Raw genomic sequence first — 18,019 nt, 5'->3', positions numbered from 1 at the left:
CTCAAATCACGACCCGCGGCCCGGCTTGCCTTCCACCGCATCGGATGGAGTCGAGCGCAGATCGCGGTGGGTGACCGTGGGCGAAAATCCTTCAGAGCGCAACCGTTGCGCAACGCGTTCAGCGACATGCACGGAACGATGGCGCCCGCCTGTGCATCCGAACGCGATCGTCAGATAGGATTTTCCTTCATGACGATAGCGGGGGAGCAGAAGTTTCAGGAGCGATTCAATTTGCTCCATTGCGGTGGCATAGGTCTCGTCCTCGGCAATATAGGTGCCTACCGGCGCATCGAGCCCACTCATCGGGCGCAGATCATTGTCCCAATGCGGATTGCGTAGGAAACGCATATCCAGCACCAGATCGGCGCTGCGCGGTACGCCGCGCGCAAAACCGAAGGACATGACGGTGAGCGTCAGTTCATCGCTGGCGGCACCGCTGAAACGGGCGCGAATGCGTTGCTGCAGTTCGTTGCTCGACGTTTCGCTGGTGTCGATCACATATTCGGCCCAGTGCCGCAGCGGTTCCATCAGTTCGCGCTCGCGCGCGATGCCGTCGCCGACGGGGCGGTCCTGCGCCAGCGGGTGGCGGCGCCGGGTTTCCGAAAAACGGCGCTGCAGTTCGCTACCGCTGCAGTCGAGGAACAGGGTTTCGACGACCAGCCCGTGCTGATCGCGTAATTGCTTGATGCGGTGGATGATGCGTTCGGCGTCGAAACCGCGCGTGCGGCTATCTATCCCGAGAGCAAGCGGGCGATCATCCTCAACGGCGTCGAGCGCTTGGGTGGTTGCGAGCAGCCGCTCGAGCAGGCCGAGGGGCAGGTTTTCAACCGCTTCCCAGCCAAGATCCTCAAGGCAGTTCATCGTCACCGATTTGCCGGCGCCGGCCATGCCCGTAACCAGCAGGATGCGTTTCGGGCGCGTGTGGCTCATGACGAGGCCTCCGTGAGGCATTGACGCAGCGCCATCTCAACCTTGATCGGCGCGGATGGCTCCAAGCCGTTGAGCATGGCTGCGCGCACTTCTTTGCCCAAAATCGAGATCGATTTGTCGCTCTGAGGCAGGCGTTCGATCGAGTCGCCAAGCGTAACGACGAGTGCGACCTGCGCCTTCTGGACGAAGGGCAGCTTGATGATGCCGACACCGCGAACTTCGATCTTTCCGGCGATATTGGGGGCAGGGGCCGCCTCCAGTTCGCCGTCGTGGAATGCGACGCGGGTGTAATCATCGCTGAGCAGACCGGCACCGCGATCGATCAGGCGCAAGGCAAGGTCCGACTTGCCGCTGCCCGAAGGGCCCATGATCAATACGGCCTGCCCATCGATTACAACGGTTGAGGCATGCAGCAATTCTTCTGGCGACCCGGCCATGATCAATCAATGCTCCGCAGCAGGAAGGGTGACCACGAACCGTGCGCCCTGCCGGGAATCGGAACGGTCGTGAACAGCAATCTGTCCGTTATGCCCGTCGATGATCGTCTTGGCTATGGCCAGACCAAGACCAGAATGTCGTCCAAAACCATCATGTTCTGGCCGATCACTGTGGAAACGTCTGAAAATGGCTTCGCGCATCGGCGGCGGCACGCCAGGGCCTTCATCCTCGATGGTCAGCAGGATATGATCACCGTCGCGCGTGGCATCGACGCGAACCAGCCCGGTGGCCGGCGAAAAGGACACGGCATTATCGAGCAAATTCTCGATCACGCGGGCGAGCTTGGAGGCATCGCCTGAGACAAGCGCGCTGCCCTTGCGGGGCCGGGCATAGGCCACCCGAACCGTGCCATCGAGCCCGCGCGCCTCGCGGGCCTTGAGCAGTGATTCGATCAGGCTACCAAGATCGACCGGTTCGAACGCTGCGCGCGAAAGCTGGGCATCGAGACGTGAGGCGTCGGCGACATCGTTGATCAGGCGATCGAGGCGAAGAACATCGTCCTGAACGATGACAAGCAATTGTGCTTGAAGTGCTGGATCCTTGACGGTCTGAAGCCCTTCCACTGCCGAGCGGAGCGAAGCGAGCGGGTTCTTGAGTTCGTGCGTCACATCGGCAGCAAAGGCCTCGATCGCGTCGATCCGCGAATTGAGCGCATGGCTCATATCGGCAAGCGCGCGGGCGAGCATGCCGATCTCGTCGGCGCGCGAGGGGAGGCGGGGCACCTCCACGTCGCGTGCGCGCCCCAGTCGAACGCGGACAGCGGCTCGCGCCAGCCGGCGAAGCGGGCGTACGATGGTGCGTGCAAGGAAGAGCGACAGCAGGATGGATACCGAGGCGACGACGGCGATGACGATGCCGAGCCGGAGGCGTTCGGCACGAACAATGCGGGTAATATCGCGCTCATTCTCGGTAAACAGGATCGCGGCGCCCGCGCCGGCGGGGAGCGGGGCTGCGGCCGAGAGCATCGGGGTGCGATCGGGGGCGTAGCGCAGGCGCGTGGCGGGCGCGGTTGCGGCCACCGCCTCAACCAGTTCCGGCCAGGCGCTGGTGGTGTCGACGGCGGGCTCGACATATTTCGATACCGTTTCGGCGCGAACGACGCCGTCGATTACCTTGTCGAGAAAACGCGCGACATGGCGTTGCCACGGTTCGGTGGCCGGATCGCGCAGTACATAAGTGGGTGGCCCAAGTTTCCAGCTATCGGCGATCAGCTTTCCACTGGGATCGTAGAGGCGGATACGGCCTTCACCATCCTGGGCGAAGCCGCGCACAAGCGCGTCCTGATCTTCCGGCCCGGCGATCGCAATGGCGCGGGCCATGATCGTGATCTGCTTGGCGGCCTGCTCGCGCCGGTCGTCGACCAGGCGTGCGCGGTAGCTGTCGAGATAGAAAAATCCTCCCGCGAGGAGCGCGAGCGCAAAGATGTTTACCGCAAGAATGCGGCGCGTGAGCGACAGGCGCCCCGACCAGCGGAGCGCGAGGTCGCTGGGCTCATTCTTCGGTGAAACGGTAGCCTCGTCCGTATAGAGTGTCGATTGCATCGAACTGGTCATCTGCCTGACGGAATTTGCGGCGGAGGCGCTTGATATGGCTGTCGATGGTTCGATCATCGACATACATATCCTCCTGATAGGCCGCATCCATGAGTTGATCGCGTGATTTGACGACGCCGGGGCGGCGCGCCAGCGCTTCGAGAATCAGGAATTCGGTGACTGTAAGTGTCACTTCTTCCCCATTCCACAGAACGCGGTGGCGGGCGGGGTCCATTTCCAGCCGCCCGCGGACGAGCAGTTCGGTCTCTTCCGGCTCTTCGTCCGTGCTCTGCGTCGCCAGTTCGGTCCGCCGCAGGATCGCACGGATGCGCGCGATCAGCAGGCGCTGCGAAAAGGGTTTCGCGATATAATCGTCTGCTCCCATGGCGAGGCCGAGCGCTTCGTCGAGCTCGTCATCCTTCGATGTCAGGAAAATGACCGGCAAATTGCTCTTTTCCCGCAGGCGGCGGAGCAGTTCGAGGCCATCCATACGCGGCATCTTGACGTCGAATACAGCGAGGTCGGGCGGGTTCTCGATGAGTGCCTTCAGGGCATTTTCCCCATCGGTATAAAGCCGGGTGACAAAGCCTTCGGCCTGAAGGGCGATTGAAACAGATGTCAGGATGTTGCGGTCATCATCGACGAGCGCGATCGTTGCGGACATGAATCCTGAAGCTCCCAATGTTCGGTTCCCCTCTAGAACAAGCCGGTTCGTCGGGCAATTCTTACGGATTACAGCGCCTTTGAGTTGGACGTTTGACGCTAGGGGCTACAGGAGATATGCGCGTCTCGTTTTCGCCCTTCGGTCGTTCGGCCGGGGTGTTCTATATTGCTGAGCTCAGGAGAGATACGGTGGCCGATCGCGCACCCAAATTCACGCTTGCCGACCAAGGGATCAAAACAGGTGCGGAAGTGCACTGGAACCTCGGGACGGCACCGCTTGTGGAATTTGCAGTTCGCCGGGGAGAAGGCGTTCTGGCGAAGGACGGTCCGCTGGTCGTTGCCACGGGCAAGCATACCGGCCGTTCGGCCAAGGACAAGTTCATCGTGCGCGATGGCGAAACCGAAAACAGCGTGTGGTGGGGCAAGACCAATGTCGACATGACGCCCGCGCACTTCGCCGCGCTGAAGGAAGATTTCTTCAAGGCGGTTGCCGAAAAGGAAACACTTTTCGTGCAGGACCTGTTCGGCGGTTCACAGCCTGAACATCGCGTCAAGGTGCGCGTGATCAACGAATTCGCGTGGCACAACCTGTTCATCCGCACGCTGCTCGTCCGCCCCGAAGCGGCCGATCTTGCCGATTTTGCGCCCGAATTCACGATCATCGATCTTCCCAGCTTCCGTGCCGATCCTGAGCGCCACGGCACCCGTTCGGAAACCGTGATCGCTGTGAACTTGTCGGAAAAGCTGATCCTGATCGGCGGCACCGCCTATGCCGGTGAAATGAAGAAGTCGGTCTTCGGCATTCTCAACTACAAGCTTCCCGTCGATGGCATCATGCCGATGCACTGCTCGGCCAATATCGGCCCGAACGGCGACACGGCGATCTTCTTCGGCCTTTCGGGCACCGGCAAGACGACGCTTTCGGCCGACGCCAGCCGTACGCTGATCGGCGACGACGAGCATGGCTGGTCGGACACCGCCGTGTTCAACTTCGAAGGCGGCTGCTACGCGAAGATGATCCGTCTTTCGGCCGAAGCCGAGCCCGAGATCTTCGCCACCACCAAGCGTTTCGGCACCGTGCTCGAAAACGTGGTGATCGACCCGGTGACCCGTGAGCTCGACCTCGACGATAACAGCCTGGCTGAAAACAGCCGTGGTTCCTATCCGATCGACTTCATCCCGAATGCGTCGGAAAAGAACATGGGCCCTGTTCCCAAGAACGTGATCATGCTGACCGCCGATGCGTACGGCGTTCTGCCCCCGATCGCGAAGCTGACGCCGGAACAGGCGATGTACCACTTCCTGTCGGGCTACACCGCGCGCGTGGCCGGCACCGAAATCGGCGTCACCGAACCCGAAGCAACCTTCTCGACGTGCTTTGGCGCGCCGTTCATGCCGCGTCACCCGTCGGTTTACGGCAACCTGCTCAAGGAACGCATCGCCAAGGGCGGTGTCGATTGCTGGCTCGTCAACACCGGCTGGACCGGTGGCAAGGCCACAATGCCCGGAATCAGCCGCATGCCGATCAAGGCAACCCGCGCGCTTCTGAACGCGGCGCTCGACGGCAGTCTGAACAATGCCGAATTCCGCACCGATCCGAATTTCGGTTTCCAGGTACCGGTCGCGGTTCCGGGTGTCGACAGCGCAATCCTCGATCCGCGCGAAGCATGGGCCGACAAGGCCGAATATGACGCCACTGCCCAGAAGCTGGTGCAGCAATTCATCGATAACTTCGCCCAGTTCGAAGAACATGTCGATGAGGGCGTCCGCAACGCCGCACCCAAGGCGGCATAAGGCCCGGTTTCTTCCCGGGCCGGATCATAAAAGGCCCGGGAATGACGGAATATTGCCCAAGATTATTTGAAAGCGATGCAGCCGTTCGTCATATCGGCGAGGGGCTGCTCGCCTGCTCACTGACCCGCCCCGAATGGACTCATGAAGCGCATCTGGCGGCCTGTCTGTGGCTGGTCCGCGAACGCCCGGACATCTGCACTGAAAACGCGCTGCCCGACATCATCCGCCGCTTCAACGAAGCTCTGGGCGGCGTGAACGATGACCATAATGGCTATCACGAGACGATTACCCAGAGCTTCATCATCGGTGTCCGGCTGCATCTTGCCGAGCGACCGGGGAGCGAGCCGCTGCACGCGAGCGTGAATGCGCTGCTTGCCTCACCGTTGGGTAGACGCGATTGGCCGCTTCGTTTCTATTCGCGTGAGCGGCTGTTTTCGATCGCCGCCAGACGCGGCTATTTGACGCCGGATATCAAGGCCTTCCCGCGGGTTCCGAACTGATCGGCTCGACGATCAGGCGACCATCCTTCGCCCCGATAATGCGCACATGCACGCCCGCGGGGGTGTCGGGGCCCGTGGCGTTCCATTCACCATCGCCGACGCGCACACGACCAGATCCCGACACGATCGCATCTTCGACGACGACAATCTCGCCAATCAGTCGTGCGACGCGGTCGTTCAGCTTGGGATCGCTCGTTTCGATGGGATTGAGCACGAACCAGCGCCGCCCCGCATAAACGGCCGCGATGGCGAGGACCGCGAACAGCGCGAATTGTGCGGGTTCGCCGATGCCTATCAGCAACGTGACGACGCCTGTTATCAGCGCGGCGAGACCCAGCCAGATCAGGAAAAACCCGGGAACTAGGATTTCAGCTACACCGAGGATCGCGGCGAGGATCATCCAGACCCAATGGGCTTCCAGCGAAAAAGTGCCTGCCATCGTTTAGGCCTGCTCGAAGGGGCCGGGGCGGCGGGTGCGCGGCGGCGTCGGTGAGGGCGGGGGCGTGTCCTTGCCGAAGATCTCGCGTGAAATCTCTCCAATGCCGCCGATCGTGCCGATCAACTGCGTGGTTTCGACGGGGAAGAGGATGGTCTTGGCATTGGGCGAGCTGGCGAACTGGGACACCGCCTCGACATATTTCTGGGCGACGAAATAATTGATCGCCTGGGTATTTCCCTGCTCGATCGCCTCCGACACCATCTGCGTCGCGCGCGCCTCCGCTTCGGCCGAGCGTTCGCGGGCCTCGGCGTCGCGGAACGCCGCTTCGCGGCGCCCCTCTGCCTCGAGGATCTGGCTCTGTTTCTGCCCCTCGGCGCGCAGGATTTCCGCTGCACGCGCGCCTTCGGCTTCAAGGATCACCGCGCGCTTTTCGCGTTCGGCCTTCATCTGACGGGCCATGGCGTTCGAAATATCGGCGGGCGGCCGGATATCCTTCACCTCAACGCGGGTGATCTTCACGCCCCACGGCGTGGTGGCGTGATCGACGACGGAAAGCAGACGTGCGTTGATCTCGTCGCGCTTCGAAAGTGTCTCGTCCAGATCCATCGAGCCCATCACGGTGCGCAGGTTGGTGGTGACGAGGTTGAGAAGCGCGATCTGCAGCTCTGACACTTCATACGCCGCCTTTGCGGGATCGAGCACCTGGAAGAATACCACGCCGTCCACCGCAACCATCGCGTTGTCGCGCGTGATGATTTCCTGTCCGGGAATGTCGAGAACCTGTTCCATCATGTTCACCCGGCGGCCGACCCGATCGACAAAGGGCACGATCAGGTTGAAGCCCGGTTCCGCCACATGGGTGAAACGCCCAAAGCGTTCGATCGTATATTTGTAACCTTGCCGCACCACGGTGACGCCCGCGAAAACGAAGGCGATTGCGAGGACCGCAACGATGATAAAGAAAAGGCTCATCCACATTCCCCCATATTCCGCGTGGGATTGTGCATGCACCGATGCCTGGCGCAAAGCATAAATGCAGGCTGGCCCCTTGCAGTTGATGGCATTTGCTGTCAGTGGCTTTCCATGAAGAGGCTTTCACCGGTGACGCCGCGCTCGAATATCGGGCTGCTGGCATCGTCCCGCCGAAATCATGGACATTCAGGGGCAGTTGCGATGGCGCGCGGGTGCGTTCGCCGGAAGCGGTCTGTTATCCTCCATGCTTGGAACCGGGCGGCCACATCTTTCGAAACCCTCGCGCGGTTCGCCATCAGCACCGCCCCAATCAGCGTCAAAGGAGTATAAGACCGCATGGACATCAGCCTCGGTCTCACGTTCGACGATGTTCTGCTTCGCCCCGGCGAATCGGAAGTCATGCCCAGTCAGGCGGATACCCGTACTCAGATCACCCGTAATATCGGGCTGAACATCCCGATCCTGTCGTCGGCGATGGATACGGTTACCGAAGCCGATATGGCGATCGTGATGGCGCAGCTTGGCGGGATGGGCGTGCTCCACCGCAACCTGACCATCGAGGAGCAGGCTGACGCGGTGCGCCAGGTCAAGCGTTTCGAATCCGGCATGGTAGTAAACCCGATCACGATCGCGCCGGATCGTCCGCTGGCCGAAGCTATGGCGCTGATGGAACGGCATCGGATTTCGGGCATCCCGGTCGTTGAAAATGGCGGCAAGCTGGTGGGCGTCCTCACGCACCGCGATGTGCGCTTCGCCGAAAATCCTGGTCAGCCTGTGGCTGAGCTGATGACCAGCCAGAATTTGGCGACCGTGAAGCCCGGCGTCAGCCAGGACGAAGCGCGCCGCCTGCTGCATCAGCGACGTATCGAAAAGCTGCTGGTGGTGGACGATGCCTATCGTTGCATCGGCCTGATTACCGTCAAGGACATGGAAAAGGCCGTCAACTATCCCGACGCGACCAAGGACGCCTCGGGCCGCCTGCGCGTGGCCGCAGCGACGACCGTGGGCGACAAGGGATTTGAACGCACCGAAGCGTTGATCGACGCCGAATGCGATCTTATCGTTCTCGACACGGCGCACGGCCATTCGAAGATGGTTTCGGCTGCAGTCGAGCGGATCAAGAAGCTTTCCAACTCGGTTCAGGTTGTAGCGGGCAATGTGGCAACCGCAGAAGCCACGCGCGCGCTGATCGATGCGGGTGCCGACGGCATCAAGGTCGGCATTGGGCCGGGCTCGATCTGCACCACCCGCGTTGTCGCCGGTGTTGGCGTTCCGCAGCTCACCGCCGTCATGGAATCGGCTGCCGAAGCTGCCAAGTCGGGCGTTCCGGTGATTGCCGACGGTGGTCTGCGTACCTCGGGTGACGTTGCCAAGGCGCTCGCCGCCGGTGCATCGTGCGTCATGGTTGGCTCGTTGCTTGCGGGCACCGAGGAAGCACCCGGCGAAACCTTCCTGTATCAGGGCCGCTCGTACAAATCTTATCGCGGCATGGGCTCGGTCGGCGCGATGGCGCGTGGATCGGCTGACCGCTATTTCCAGCAGGATATCAAGGATCAGCTCAAGCTTGTCCCCGAGGGTATTGAGGGGCAGGTGCCCTATAAGGGCCCGGCGCGCGACGTGATCCATCAGTTGGTTGGCGGCGTGAAGGCGGCGATGGGCTATACGGGTTCGCGCACGATCGAGGATCTGCAGAAGCGCGCACGCTTTGTCCGCATCACCAATGCGGGTCTGCGCGAAAGCCACGTCCATGACGTGACTATCACGCGCGAAGCGCCCAACTACCCGACCCGTTAAGGGGGCGCCCCGAACAGGAGCCTGAGTAGATGACGCCCGCTGCACGGGCGCAGGCCGCCATCGACCTGCTGGACGAGATCATCGTCGCAGCACGCGATGGCGGTGCTGCTGCGGACACATTGATCGCGCGCTATTTTAAGGTCCGGCGTTATGCCGGGTCGAAGGATCGGCGTGCGGTTCGCGATCTCGTCTATCGCGCTATCCGGCGTAGTGGCGACCGTCCTGCAACCGGGCGCGCCGCGCTGCTGGGTGTTGCCGGGGAGGATCTCGAACTCCTGGCCTTGTTCGACGGATCGCCACATGCACCGCAGCCCCCGGTTGCTGGCGAGGCGATTGCGGAAGGCCGGGCTGTTCCCGGTTGGCTGGAACGCGATATCGAGGCACTTGGCCCCGACGAGGCGAAAGCGCTGCTTGGGCGCGCGCCGCTCGATATCCGGGTCAATCGCCTGAAATCGGATCGGGACGCCGTGCTCACCGCGATCGATGGGGCGACGCCCACCGACTATTCCGACCAGGGCGTTCGCCTGCCCGAAGGCTTTGCCGTGGAAGCGCACCCCCTGTGGGCGAGTGGCGCGATCGAGGTTCAGGACGAGGGCAGCCAACTCATCTCGGCGCTTTGCGAGGCGCGACCGGGGATGACGGTCGTCGATCTTTGTGCCGGTGCAGGCGGCAAGACGCTGGCGTTGGCCGCGGATATGGAAGGTCAGGGGCGCCTCATCGCCTGCGATACGGTGAAGGCGCGACTCGATCGCATGGTGCCGCGTGCCGAGCGTGCCGGTGTGACCAACATTGAACCCCGCTTGCTCGACGGTGGCCGCGAGGCCGAGGCATTGCGCGACCTTGAGGGGCAGGCTGATGTCGTGCTGGTCGATGCGCCCTGTTCGGGCGCGGGCACCTGGCGGCGCAACCCCGAAGCGCGCTGGCGCCTGACGCCGCAGCGTCTTGCGGCGATCAACGCGCTGCAATCGCGCATTATCGATTTTGCGGTGCCGCTGCTGAAGCCGGGCGGGCTGCTGGTCTATGCGGTGTGCTCGGTGCTCGATAGCGAGGGGCGTGATCAGATCGCAGCGCTGCGCGCGCGCCATTCCGCCTTGACGCCGGAAACCGCTTTGCACCATGCTGGCCGCATATGGGGAGACGGCGTCCTGCTTACCCCGGCACGGGACCGGACCGACGGATTTTACGTCGCGAGGCTTCGCAAGCCGTGATGGGCGGAGGCCGCTCGCCGCTTTTGGAGATCGTTATGCGTTATACGCCCGTAACCTGCGCCCTTGCGTTGGGCCTGGCCTGCGTTTCAAGTGTTGTGAGCGGGCAGAAGTCCGACACACAACTCGATCCACGCTCGGTGCAACTGGTGGTGCAGGGCAATGCCCTGGCCGCAGAAGGCAATCTGGACGGCGCCAACGACCTTATCGAAAGCGCGCTGGTCCGCGATCCACGCAATCGTTCCGCCTATGTCAGCCTTGCACGTATTGCGCAGAAGCAGGAACTGAACGGCAAGGCGATCCGCCTCTACCGTGAGGCCCTGAAGATCGAGCCGAATGACCTGAGCGCACTGGCCGGGCAGGGCGAGGCGATGGTGGCCAAGGGCGCTGTCGAAAAGGCGAAGGAAAATCTCGCGCGGATAGAAAAGCTCTGCCTCAACCGCTGCGACGAGCAGGTGCAACTGGCAGCGGTGATTGCAAAGGGCCCGCCCCAGACGGTGCTGACCGCGAAGAACGCGCCCACGACACCGCCGGTCGAAGAAAAGAACTAAGCGATCATGCTTTCGTGTCGATGGCGCGGGCTATCGACACGAAATCCTCGACGGTGAGCGTTTCGGCGCGGCGTGTCGCGTCGATGCAGAGCATTTCGAGAGCTTCAAGCGCGCCCGGAACCGATTTCAGGCTTTGCCGCAGCATCTTGCGTCGCTGTCCAAATGCCCCGGCCGTCAGCCGTTCGATGGTGCCGATCGTTGCGCCCTCAGGTGCTTCCGCGGGTTCGATATGGACGATGGCGGACATCACCTTGGGGGGCGGTGTGAATGCCGAACGGTGGACGTTCATCGCAAGCTTGGCGGTCGAGCGCCATTGGGCGAGCACCGCGAGGCGGCCATAAGCCGAGCTGTCTGGGCGCGCGACGATGCGTTCGGCAACTTCCTTCTGGAACATCAACGTCAGCGATTTCCACCAGGGCGCCCAGCTTTCAGATGCCAGCCAACGGACCAGCAGCGCGGTGCCGACATTATATGGAAGGTTCGCGACGATATGCGCGTGGCCGGCCTCGTGGGCTTCGTCGATCTTGAGGGCATCATCCTCGATCACGCGCAGTTTTCCGGGCTTCCACGCCGAAAGCTCCGCCAGCGCCGGGATGCAACGATGATCGCGCTCAACCGCGACGACATTGGCGCCCGCGCGCAGCAGCGCGCGCGTCAGCCCACCGGGACCGGGCCCCACTTCGTAGACGCTTTCGCCCTCCAGATCGCCCGGAATGCGCGCGATGCGATCGAGCAGTTGCTCATCGAATAGGAAATTCTGGCCAAGCGCCTTGCTCGCATTGAGGCCGTGGCGCGAAATCACGTCGCGCAGCGGGGGAAGGTCGCTCACAGCGGGCAGACGGCGCGGTGGGCAGCGGCGGTGGCGGCCATGCGCAGCGCGGCGATCATGGCGCCGGGCTCGGCAATATCTTGCCCCGCAATACCAAAGGCCGTGCCGTGATCGGGTGAGGTACGGACGAAGGGAAGGCCGAGCGTCATGTTGACGCCTTCGTCGAAATGGAGCGTTTTCAAAGGGATCAGAGCCTGATCATGATATAGGCACATGGCGACGTCGTAATTGGCGCGCGCGCGCGCGTGGAACATGGTGTCTGCGGCAAGCGGGCCGACTACGTCGAGCCCCTTGTTTCGAAGGATTTCGATCGCCGGGATCAGATATTCGATTTCCTCGGTGCCGAGCGCACCGCCTTCGCCGGCATGGGGATTGAACCCGGCAAAGGCGAGGCGAGGTGCCTCCAACCCGAAATTGCGCGTCAGGCCCTTGGCGGTGACCAGGCTCTTGTTGACGATCATCTCGATCGAAATCGCGGCCGGCACCGCCTTCAAGGGCATGTGCGTCGTCAGTGGCACCACTTTGAGCGAGGGGCCTGCAAGCAGCATGATCGCGTTTTCAGGGGCAACCCCGCAGCGCTCGGCGACGAATTCGGTCTGGCCCGGATGGCGGAAGCCGACTTCGTAGAGCTGGCTCTTGGAGACCGGGGCGGTGACCAGTGAGCCGGCGGCACCCGACCGGGCAATACCGGCGGCGAGTTCCAGCGCATCCAGCGAGCAGCGTGCGCCTTCGGCATTGGGCTGACCGGGTGTGATCGTGCCACCGGCGTCGAGCGAAATGATCGGCAGGCCATGTTCGAAAGCGTCTGCGGTTTCGTCCGGGTTAGCGATCCGCACCAGCGGGCCATCCCAGACGGCCTCCACCGAGCGCGGGTCACCCACCGCAAAAAACGGCTGAAGGCCGTGGTGCGCGCGCTGCGCCCAGGCCTTCGCCGTGATTTCCGGTCCGATCCCTGCCGGATCACCAAGCGATACGGCGATAGGGTTCAAGAGAGGGCGCTCCTTATTGATATTCGATCACCGCGTCGCGGCGAAGATCGCGCAGATAGCGCCGCGCACGGCGGTTGACGCGTTCGTCTTCCAATTGCGCCATGATCGCGTCGAAGGAGGGGCCGTTTGCAGATTCGGGATCGTCGCGGCCGCAAAGCACGAGCGCGCGAACGCCGTCTTCAAGCGAACCGAAGGGCTGCGTCGTCTGGCCGACCTGAAGCTTCAGAAGAATGTCCTGAAGCTGGGGCGGCAGATCGCGGACACGAACCTGATCATTGTCGACAATCTCGGCGCCGACCTTGTCGGCCACGGCCTTGGCGCCGCCACAGCCGGTGATCTTGCGCGTTTCTTCGGCGAAGCGCGCAACCAGCGGGCTGGCCTGCGCCTGAGTCATCCCCTTGGGGAAGGTGATGGCAAGCTGTTTGAGGCTGAGCACAGCGTCACGCGGGTCAGCGGTGAGGACCTGGCGCTCGTCGATCATGACGAGGATCGAAATACCGCCCGGAACCGGAATTGGGCCTGCCAGCTGGCCGACCTGCATGGTCTGCGCGGCTTCGGCGAGTTGCGCGGGCAGCTGGCCAGCGCGGATCCAGCCGAGATCGCCACCGACGGCGGCGGTGGACGCTTCGGAGAACTGGCGCGCATAGGCGGCGAAAGAGCCACCCTTTTGGAGCTGTTCCATAATGCGTTGCGCGTTCTGGAGCGTTTCCTGCATCGTTTCGGGGGTACCCGAAAGATAGATTTCGCCGATCCGATATTCCTTGGTACCCTTGGAAGCGTTCAACCGGTCGATGATCGACTGGACTTCTTCCTGCGCCACGTTGACGAAGGGCGTGATCTTACGGCCGAGAACGCGCTGCCAGGCAAGCTCGCCTTCGATCTGGCGTTTGATCGAGCGATCCGAGGAACCCTGCGTACGAAGATATTCGGACATTTCCTTCGGCGTGCGGCGGAAATTCTGCGCGACCATCGTATAGCGCTGGTCCACTTCCTCGGACGCGACCGCCACTTCGGCCGCTTTGGCTTCCTGGATCTGCAGCGTTTCGTCGATCAGGTTGCGGAGTACCTGGAGGCGCAATCGATCGGTTTCCTCGGCGGTGGCACGGCCCTGATTGGCCAGCAGCACGAGCGCGAGGCGCTGGTCGACATCGGTGGAGGTGATGATTTCACCATTCACGATCGCTGTCGGCTTGTAGACATTGGGATCGGTCTTGCCGAAAATGGTTACGTTCTGCGGCACGTCGAGCTTTTTGCCGGGCGTCTGGTCAGCGTCCGGCGCGCCTTGTGCCATTGCGGTCCCCGCGAGCATCGCTCCTGCAAGAAGAAGCGCGGTGCGGCGAATTCGGGGACCGGAAAAACCTGCCATCATCCTGTGGCTCACTCCAATGAAATCTGGTCTCGCGCCACCCATGCAGCAGCGCGACTGAACGAAGGCTTAGCGACCCAGTTGCTTGAATGCTACCCGGAACAGATAAGAGTTGCCCCGGCGCGCATCACCGGCATTCGCATAATCGCGTCGCCAGGTTACGCCGATCTCGAGGCATTCATCCTCATAGGAAAGGCCCAGCCGGTGCCGGACCGGGTCGAAACCGTCGGCAATGCTGGTGGGATCCGACTTTGAATTGGTGAGGTTGATCGTGGTCGACCCGAATACCGACCAGTAGCGTGCAAGCTGTACACGGCCGCCCAGACGAATTTCTTCGCTGTCGCGCAGATCCTCGAGCTCTGGCCCGATATTGCGGTTGAGCCGCATGTAACCGACCGTGGCATAGGTGGAATTGCTGCCGACCGTTGCGTCGATTTCGTTCCGGCGAATGGCAAGATTATCCTTGTCGAGGCGGAAACGGTGGGTGAGGCTGACAAGGTTCTGGAACTTGACCTTGGTGCGCCCGACAATGTCAGACGTGCGGCTGGAAAGCCCGGTACCATCGGGGAAAAGCGTATTGTTGTCGGTCAGGCGATAGCTCTGGCCCACGATGCTGGAAATCGAAAGGCCGGGGCGGTCGAGTGCCCATTCGACGCCGTATGTGACGCGCGCGCCATTCTCATAGCGATCATAGCCGTTGAAGCGGTTGAGCGCGAACAGGTTGCTGTCTTCGAGGTCGACGGCGCGGGCATCCTCATTGGGCACGCGCATGTTGCCGGTAACCGGGGATGCAACAACCTGCACGCGTGGCGTGAGGCGTTGCGTGCCACCAAAGGCCTGGCCGACAAAGGGCCAGCGGACGTCGACCGCAAAGGAACTGGCCGACCGGAAATTCCAGCCCGGATCGCCGCGATAAGCCTCGGTGAGCGTGCTCAGCACCTCATCGGTGTGATAGGCATCGGTCCGCGTGGCGGCGGTGAAGGTGATTTCCTGCCCCATCGGCGTGATCTTGCGCAGATCCCAGCGCACGCCGGCAAAGGCACGCTGCGTGTCCTGCCCGTGCGTGCGCGTGAGGAAAAGGGTGTTGCCCTGAAATTCGATCGTGCCGCCGAGCAGCGGATCGGTGAGGCGCTTGCGATAATCGATCACAGGAAGCGCAATCGGCTGAAGCCCCTGACGCGCGCCCGCGCGCAGCGTCTGCACAGCCCAGCCGGCGAGCGAGAAATAGCTGCTGTCGTCGATCCGCTCGACATTGATCGTGGAACGCAGGCGATCTTCGCGCGTGATATCGTAGCGCCTGAGGAAAGTGCGGTCGGTTGTCACGCGCACGGATCCGCTGAGGCTCCAATAGGGATCGAGCTGAAGCCGTCCGCTCGCATCGAAATAGCCACGAAAATCGCGCGTGCTGGTGTCCGGAACGGTGGTGTCGAGCGATTGGCGGCGGCCATATGTGCCGAAACCGGTTACCTGAAACGCTCCGAGGTCGGTCAGCGCCCGGAACTGGGCTTCGACCATCGGCAGGGCATCGGTGTAGAGATGCGGCGTGATCGTAAGGTCGCGGTCGGACGCGATCCGGAGATAATAAGGGGTGGCGACCTCAAGCCCGTTGACGCGATCGAGGCGGATGTTCGGGACGAGGAGACCCGATCCTGCTTCGTTACCGGTGGGGTGGCGGAGGCCGGGCAGCGGAATGATCGGAATACCGAACAATTCCATGCGTGCGCCGACATAGCGAACGCGCTTTGCCTTGGCGTCATAGGTGACGCGATCGGCGGTGATTTTCCAACTCGGCGCACGCGGGCAGCCATTTTCATCGACCACACGGCAGGGCGAGAAAACGCCGCGCTGCAGCGTGAACACATCGCCTTCGCGCGTGCCGCGTTGAGCCGCCATACGGCCGCCATCTTCAAGGACGACGAGAAGATTTTCGACCACGCCGTCGCGCAGCGTGTCGGTCAGGTCGACGGTGTCGCCATAAGCAGTATCCCCGCCAGGGCTGACGACGGCGACATCGCCCTGCGCCTGTACCTGGCCTGTCTTGCGGTTCCAGACGACCTTTTCGGCGCGCAGGCGATAACCTTCGCGAAACATCCGCACATCGCCGGACGCGGTGACGACATCCGCGTCATTGTCATATTCGAGATTGGTGGCGCTGAACGTGACTTCATTTTCATGGGTAGGCGTCGGCGTGTCGCCGAGCACGGGCGGAGCCGCTTCTGGCTGACGGGCAATGTCCTGCGCCGATGCGGGCGAGGTCGCCACGCACATCGCAAGGGGAAGTGCTGCCGAGAAATAGAGGTTTAGACGCGTCACTTGTTCCCCATGCATATCGCTTTGTTCGCAGCAGGCCGCGTATCGCACTCTAAACGTTTTGCTGCAACGTCTTCGGGTGAGGCAATGGCCATCCAAATCGGGTTTTGCCAGCGGGCGAACATCGGCCTAGTAAGCGATCAATCAAAAGTTTCGAAAGGTCTGAGTTAAATGCGTGTCCTTTTTGCTGAAGCGCAGCCCGACGGTGAATTCGCCTTGGCTTATCCGGTTCGCAAGGGTGGGCTGGTCGCCGGCAATCTTCCCCGCCTCGATGCATCGGCGGTCGCCCTGGTGAGCGCGGCGGCGGCTGCCGCCCGCGTCGACGGCGATGTCGCCGCAATCGTCGAGACGATGGTGGCGCAGGGTGAAACGATGCGCCGTGTGATCACGGTCGGGCTGGGTGACAAAGTTGAAGGTTCGGCATGGGAGCGCGCTGGTGCAGCGCTCGCCGCGCGCCTGCTGACTTCCGGCGAAAAGCGCCTCGTCGTCGATCTGTCGGGCGCTGGCGCCAGCGCGGATGACGCCGCCCGCGTCGCCTTCGGCGCGGTGCTGCGCAGCTGGCGTCATGATGTGTACCGTACCCGGTTGAGCGACAAGCAGCGTCCGTCGCTGGACGAAGTGATCGTCGTCGGTGTTGCAGGAGCCGACGCCGCGTGGGCGCGCTGGTCGGCGCTCGCCGAAGGCATCATGTTCACCCGCACGCTAGTGGCCGAACCTGCCAATGTCATCTATCCCGAAAGCTTCGTCGAACGTTGCGCGGCGCTCAAGGAGCTGGGCGTCGAGATCGAAGTCCTTGGCTGGGACGAGATGGAAAAGCTCGGCATGGGTTCGCTGCTTGGCGTGGCGCGTGGTTCCGCGCGGCCGCCGCGTCTGTTGGCGATGCGCTGGGATGGCACGGGTGGTGCCGCCAAGGAACCCGTTGCTTTTGTTGGGAAGGGCGTGACCTTCGATACCGGTGGTATCTCGATCAAGCCCGCCGCCGGCATGGAAGACATGAAGTGGGATATGGGCGGTGCCGGTGCCGTTGCAGGCGCCATGAAGGCGCTCGCGCTGCGCAAGGCGAAGGCGCATGTCATCGGCATTTGCGGCCTTGTCGAGAACATGCCCGATGGCAACGCACAGCGCCCCGGTGATGTCGTCACGTCGATGTCGGGCCAGACTATCGAAGTCATCAACACCGACGCCGAAGGCCGGCTTGTCCTGTGCGATGCGATGACCTGGGTGCAGAAGAAATATGTGCCGAAGGTGATGGTCGATCTGGCGACCCTGACGGGCGCGATGATCATTTCGTTGGGCACTGAATTTGGTGGCCTGTTCTCGAACGACGACGGACTGGCCGACCAGCTGTTCGCGGCGGGCAAGGCGGCTGGCGACCCGCTTTGGCGCTTCCCGCTGTCGGATGCGTATAACAAGCTGATCGATTCGCCGATCGCCGACATGAAGAATGTCGGGCCGCGCGGTGCGGGCTCAATCACGGCGGCGCAGTTCCTGCAGCGCTTCGTTGAAGACGGCGTGAAATGGGCGCATCTCGACATTGCGGGGATGGTGTGGGCCGATAAGCCGGGTCCGCTCTGGGACAAGGGCGCGACCGGTTATGGCGTTCGCTTGCTTGACCAGTTCATCGCCGAGAATTTCGAGCAGTAAGCC

General features: G+C 62.5%; 16 protein-coding genes. 6 read left to right on the top strand and 10 right to left on the bottom strand.

Going from position 1 to position 18,019, the window contains the following annotated elements:
- Positions 1-6: 6 nt before the first annotated feature.
- Genes rapZ through QYC26_RS01650 form a run of 4 tightly spaced genes read right to left on the bottom strand, consistent with a single transcriptional unit; the run spans position 7 to position 3,624 of the window.
- Positions 7-930 carry an RNase adapter RapZ gene (gene rapZ / locus QYC26_RS01665; RefSeq protein ID WP_317513673.1) on the bottom strand — a complete coding sequence of 308 codons (924 nt, stop codon included), beginning with the start codon at positions 928-930 and terminating at the stop codon, positions 7-9.
- Complete coding sequence (locus QYC26_RS01660) at positions 927-1,367, bottom strand: HPr kinase/phosphatase C-terminal domain-containing protein (protein ID WP_317513672.1); 441 nt, start codon at positions 1,365-1,367, stop codon at positions 927-929. Before QYC26_RS01660 ends, rapZ begins: the two co-directional genes overlap by 4 nt.
- 6 nt (positions 1,368-1,373) lie before the next feature.
- A complete protein-coding gene (locus QYC26_RS01655) occupies positions 1,374-2,981 on the bottom strand; it encodes a sensor histidine kinase (protein WP_317513671.1) in 1,608 nt (535 codons plus the stop codon).
- Entirely contained in the window at positions 2,920-3,624 is a 705-nt protein-coding gene (locus QYC26_RS01650) for a response regulator transcription factor (RefSeq protein WP_317513670.1), read from the bottom strand. Before QYC26_RS01650 ends, QYC26_RS01655 begins: the two co-directional genes overlap by 62 nt.
- A 188-nt stretch (positions 3,625-3,812) precedes the next feature.
- Here QYC26_RS01650 and QYC26_RS01645 point away from each other — a divergent pair, with 188 nt between their 5' ends.
- Together QYC26_RS01645 and QYC26_RS01640 are read left to right on the top strand one after the other, a co-directional pair.
- Positions 3,813-5,417, top strand: a complete 1,605-nt coding sequence (locus QYC26_RS01645; protein ID WP_411197617.1) for a phosphoenolpyruvate carboxykinase — start codon at positions 3,813-3,815, stop codon at positions 5,415-5,417.
- 41 nt (positions 5,418-5,458) lie between these two features.
- Complete coding sequence (locus QYC26_RS01640; RefSeq protein WP_317513668.1) at positions 5,459-5,917, top strand: hypothetical protein; 459 nt, start codon at positions 5,459-5,461, stop codon at positions 5,915-5,917.
- Here QYC26_RS01640 and QYC26_RS01635 read toward each other — a convergent pair.
- Both QYC26_RS01635 and QYC26_RS01630 read right to left on the bottom strand, forming a co-directional pair.
- A complete protein-coding gene (locus QYC26_RS01635) occupies positions 5,889-6,317 on the bottom strand; it encodes an NfeD family protein (protein ID WP_317513667.1) in 429 nt (142 codons plus the stop codon). The two genes, QYC26_RS01640 and QYC26_RS01635, sit on opposite strands and share 29 nt — an antisense overlap.
- A gap of 42 nt (positions 6,318-6,359) precedes the next feature.
- Positions 6,360-7,328: an SPFH domain-containing protein gene (locus QYC26_RS01630; protein WP_317513666.1), complete on the bottom strand. Its 969-nt coding sequence runs from the start codon at positions 7,326-7,328 to the stop codon at positions 6,360-6,362.
- A gap of 336 nt (positions 7,329-7,664) precedes the next feature.
- Between QYC26_RS01630 and guaB the strand changes: the two genes are divergently transcribed.
- Genes guaB through QYC26_RS01615 form a run of 3 tightly spaced genes read left to right on the top strand, consistent with a single transcriptional unit; the run spans position 7,665 to position 10,878 of the window.
- The gene (gene guaB / locus QYC26_RS01625; protein WP_317513665.1) at positions 7,665-9,122 is read left to right on the top strand and encodes an IMP dehydrogenase; all 1,458 of its coding nucleotides are present in this window, start codon (positions 7,665-7,667) and stop codon (positions 9,120-9,122) included.
- 29 nt (positions 9,123-9,151) lie between these two features.
- A complete protein-coding gene (locus QYC26_RS01620) occupies positions 9,152-10,330 on the top strand; it encodes an RsmB/NOP family class I SAM-dependent RNA methyltransferase (RefSeq protein WP_317513664.1) in 1,179 nt (392 codons plus the stop codon).
- A gap of 35 nt (positions 10,331-10,365) precedes the next feature.
- Positions 10,366-10,878, top strand: coding sequence for a tetratricopeptide repeat protein (locus tag QYC26_RS01615; protein WP_317513663.1), 513 nt, complete (start codon positions 10,366-10,368; stop codon positions 10,876-10,878).
- A gap of 4 nt (positions 10,879-10,882) precedes the next feature.
- On the opposite strand, the gene rsmA is transcribed toward QYC26_RS01615, so the two are convergent.
- The 4 genes from rsmA to QYC26_RS01595 all read right to left on the bottom strand — a co-directional run bounded on the left by rsmA (position 10,883) and on the right by QYC26_RS01595 (position 16,330).
- Positions 10,883-11,707 (bottom strand): 16S rRNA (adenine(1518)-N(6)/adenine(1519)-N(6))-dimethyltransferase RsmA, encoded by an 825-nt coding sequence (gene rsmA / locus QYC26_RS01610; RefSeq protein WP_317513662.1) that lies wholly within the window; start codon positions 11,705-11,707, stop codon positions 10,883-10,885.
- Positions 11,704-12,696 (bottom strand): 4-hydroxythreonine-4-phosphate dehydrogenase PdxA, encoded by a 993-nt coding sequence (gene pdxA, locus QYC26_RS01605; RefSeq protein ID WP_317513661.1) that lies wholly within the window; start codon positions 12,694-12,696, stop codon positions 11,704-11,706. Before pdxA ends, rsmA begins: the two co-directional genes overlap by 4 nt.
- Positions 12,697-12,709: 13 nt before the next feature.
- Positions 12,710-14,065 carry a peptidylprolyl isomerase gene (locus QYC26_RS01600; RefSeq protein WP_411197616.1) on the bottom strand — a complete coding sequence of 452 codons (1,356 nt, stop codon included), beginning with the start codon at positions 14,063-14,065 and terminating at the stop codon, positions 12,710-12,712.
- A 66-nt stretch (positions 14,066-14,131) separates the two neighbouring features.
- Positions 14,132-16,330 carry an LPS-assembly protein LptD gene (locus tag QYC26_RS01595; RefSeq protein ID WP_317514974.1) on the bottom strand — a complete coding sequence of 733 codons (2,199 nt, stop codon included), beginning with the start codon at positions 16,328-16,330 and terminating at the stop codon, positions 14,132-14,134.
- Between the two features lie 213 nt (positions 16,331-16,543).
- Here QYC26_RS01595 and QYC26_RS01590 point away from each other — a divergent pair, with 213 nt between their 5' ends.
- Positions 16,544-18,016, top strand: coding sequence for a leucyl aminopeptidase (locus tag QYC26_RS01590; RefSeq protein ID WP_317513659.1), 1,473 nt, complete (start codon positions 16,544-16,546; stop codon positions 18,014-18,016).
- Positions 18,017-18,019: the final 3 nt, after the last annotated feature.

The organism is Sphingomonas sp. C3-2 (genome assembly GCF_033025475.1).
Taxonomy (GTDB): Bacteria; Pseudomonadota; Alphaproteobacteria; order Sphingomonadales; family Sphingomonadaceae; genus Sphingobium_A.
The sequence above is the reverse complement of the archived record's forward strand: the minus strand, read 5'-3'. Positions and strand labels throughout refer to the sequence as shown.

Bases quoted from the DNA above. Each gene is read 5' to 3' on its own strand.
- QYC26_RS01595 (WP_317514974.1), bottom strand. From the start codon at position 16,330: ATGTGCGTGGCGACCTCGCCCGCATCGGCGCAGGACATTGCCCGTCAG.
- QYC26_RS01630 (WP_317513666.1), bottom strand. From the start codon at position 7,328: ATGAGCCTTTTCTTTATCATCGTTGCGGTCCTCGCAATCGCCTTCGTT.
- QYC26_RS01620 (WP_317513664.1), top strand. From the start codon at position 9,152: ATGACGCCCGCTGCACGGGCGCAGGCCGCCATCGACCTGCTGGACGAG.
- QYC26_RS01660 (WP_317513672.1), bottom strand. From the start codon at position 1,367: ATGGCCGGGTCGCCAGAAGAATTGCTGCATGCCTCAACCGTTGTAATC.
- QYC26_RS01615 (WP_317513663.1), top strand. From the start codon at position 10,366: ATGCGTTATACGCCCGTAACCTGCGCCCTTGCGTTGGGCCTGGCCTGC.
- QYC26_RS01590 (WP_317513659.1), top strand. From the start codon at position 16,544: ATGCGTGTCCTTTTTGCTGAAGCGCAGCCCGACGGTGAATTCGCCTTG.
- rapZ (WP_317513673.1), bottom strand. From the start codon at position 930: ATGAGCCACACGCGCCCGAAACGCATCCTGCTGGTTACGGGCATGGCC.
- QYC26_RS01600 (WP_411197616.1), bottom strand. From the start codon at position 14,065: ATGATGGCAGGTTTTTCCGGTCCCCGAATTCGCCGCACCGCGCTTCTT.
- QYC26_RS01655 (WP_317513671.1), bottom strand. From the start codon at position 2,981: ATGACCAGTTCGATGCAATCGACACTCTATACGGACGAGGCTACCGTT.
- QYC26_RS01640 (WP_317513668.1), top strand. From the start codon at position 5,459: ATGACGGAATATTGCCCAAGATTATTTGAAAGCGATGCAGCCGTTCGT.
- QYC26_RS01635 (WP_317513667.1), bottom strand. From the start codon at position 6,317: ATGATCCTCGCCGCGATCCTCGGTGTAGCTGAAATCCTAGTTCCCGGG.
- guaB (WP_317513665.1), top strand. From the start codon at position 7,665: ATGGACATCAGCCTCGGTCTCACGTTCGACGATGTTCTGCTTCGCCCC.
- QYC26_RS01650 (WP_317513670.1), bottom strand. From the start codon at position 3,624: ATGTCCGCAACGATCGCGCTCGTCGATGATGACCGCAACATCCTGACA.